At 67.4% G+C, this 2,571-nt stretch carries 1 protein-coding gene; it reads right to left on the reverse strand.

Annotated elements, in window-relative coordinates; all coding sequences use genetic code 11:
* The coding region (locus ACXWUF_RS21810; RefSeq protein ID WP_458503411.1) for a type I polyketide synthase at positions 1 to 2,571 on the reverse strand (2,571 nt) is incomplete at both ends.

Genomic DNA, 2,571 nt, shown 5'->3' on the forward strand with positions numbered 1-2,571 from the left:
TCCGGACAGGTTCCCGCAACGCGAAGGGAATCAGCGGGCGGGAAGCCGCCGCCGCCAGCGCGGTGATGCCCATGCTGGCCCGCAAGGCGCCATCCAACAGGGACGGGTGGAAGCCTTCGACCGGCCAGGGTTCCGCCTCCGGTGGCAGGCGCAGCAAGGCCAGGGCTTCCCGCTCGCCCCCGTGGACTTCCTGAGTCACCCGGTAGCTGGGACCATACTCCAAGCCCATGGCGCGGAAGCCTTCATAAGCCGCCGCGCCGTCCTTGCGATGCGGGCAGCGGGACCGGATGGCGGCGAGGTCCAGGCGGGGCGGGGCGGCGTCCTCCGCTGCGCTGACACCGAACACGATGTGACCCCGTGAGCAGAGCGCATCCGCCGGGCCGCTCAGAATGGCGAAAGCGACTGCGCCGCTGTCCTCCGGCGTCAGGACGAGGCGGGCTTCGGTTTCCGCCGGGACTTCCAGGGGATTGATCCAGGTAACGCCGCGCAGCGCGGCGACTTGCCGCTCACCGGCCAGAACCGCACCGGCGCGGGCCATTTCCAGATGAGCGCTACCGGGCAGCATGGCCCGGCCCGCGACGCTGTGATCCCGCAGGCAAGCTTCATCGGGCTGGAAGGTTCTGGCAAATACCTGTTCCCGCAAGGTGGAAACATTGGCGTCCAACAAGGGATGCAGACGCGGCTTCGACAACAGCGACGGGCCAGCGGACGCGGCGGGCAGCCAATAAGCTTCCTCGGCGAAGGGATAGGTCGGCAGCGGAATACGCCGGGCGGGGCGGGGCCGTTTTAACAGAGACCAGTCGATCCCGGTGCCCTGAATCCACAGCTTGGCGAGCTTCGCCAGATTGCCACCACGCAGCAGGCCATCTAAATAGGCCTGGTCCTCCGGCGAGTCGTCGAACAGCGGTTCGCCGGACGGCGCGGGCGGACTCCCGGCGAACACGCCACCCAGACCCGCCCGGCCCGCGAGGAAGGCATCCAAGCCGTCCAGCAGGGCATCGAAGCCAGCGGCGATGATGGCGAGCCGTTCCCGCATGTCCTCGCGGCCCACTTGCAGGGTGTAGGCCACGTCGCCCGGATGGAGCGGCGTTTCGCCCGTTGCGGCGGCGCGGCGGTGTGCCAGATAGGCCCGCAATTGCGCCACCTGCCGCTGCAAACCAGCCCGGTCCTTGGCGCTCAACAGGAATAACTCGGGATGCCCGGTGTCCGGGGCGGCAGCCACCGCCAAGCTTTCCGGCTCTTCCACGATGAGGTGGGCATTGGCACCGCCCGCCCCAAAGGAACTGAGTCCCGCCCGTCTCGGCAACGGCTTGCCGTCGGGACCGAGCGGGCGCCACGGCTCCAAACGCCGCTGCACATAGAAGGGCGAGCCGGAGAAATCCAGGTTGGGGTTCAGTGCTTCGGAATGTAGCGAGGGAACCAGGGTTTGGTGCCGCATCTGCAACAGCAGCTTGGTCAGTCCGGCAATTCCGGCGGCGGATTCAAGATGGCCGATATTCGATTTCACCGAACCCATCGCGCAGCTTCCCCCGGCGGACCCGGCCACCTCGAAAGCCTTGCGTAAGCCCGTCAGTTCGATGGGGTCGCCCAGCGCCGTGCCGGTGCCGTGGGCTTCGATATAGCTCAGGCTGGCGGGCGGAACGCCTGCGGCTTCCAAAGCGCGGCGGATCAAATCCGCCTGGGCGACGGGATTGGGCACCGTGTAGCCGTTGGTCTTGCCGCCGTGGTTGAGGGCGCTGCCGAGAATAACGCCGTGGATGATGTCGCCATCGGCCAGCGCCGCCGCCAGCGGTTTCAGCAGCACCGCGCCCACGCCCTCGCCGGGCACGTAGCCATCCCCGCCCGCCCCGAAGCTGCGGCAGCGCCCATCGCTGGCGGCGAACTTGCCTTGATTCAGTAGGCGGTATTTGTTGGGGTGCAGGGTCAGGTTCACGCCACCGGCCAGGGCCAGGGTGCAGTCGCCGTTCAGCAAGCTCCGGCAGGCCAGATGGATGGCGGTCAGTGACGAGGAACACATGCTGTCGATGGCCATGCTGGGGCCGGACAAGCCCAGGCAATAGGACACCCGGTTGGCGATGGACGCGAACGAGGAATTGGGCAACTCGCCGGACTCCGCGCCGTACAACTGATAATGGCCGTACATCACCCCGACGAACACGCCGACCCGTTCCCGGCTCAGGCTGTGCCGGGTGTGGGCGGCGTTTTCCAAGGTTTCCCAGGCGGTGCGTAGGAACAGCCGCTCCTGCGGGTCCATCAACTCGGCTTCGGCGGGGGAAATGTGGAAGAACGGCGCATCGAAACGGGCCACCCCGTCCAGGAATCCGCCCCAGCCGCCCGGCGTTTCGCCAGCGGGGCAATGCCGGGCTTGATCCCAGCGGTCGGGGGGAATCTCGGTGATGCAGTCCCGGCCCTGGCTCAGGTTTTGCCAGAATTCGTCCAGGTTCGCGGCTTGGGGATAGCGGCCCGCGAGGCCGATGATGGCGATTTTTTCCCCACCGGGCGCGGGGCGGGTGGTGACGCTTTCGCTGTGCGCCGGATACTGGTGAAGGGAATTTTCTAGGCCGTTCGCGC

Source organism: Methylomagnum sp. (assembly GCF_054333355.1).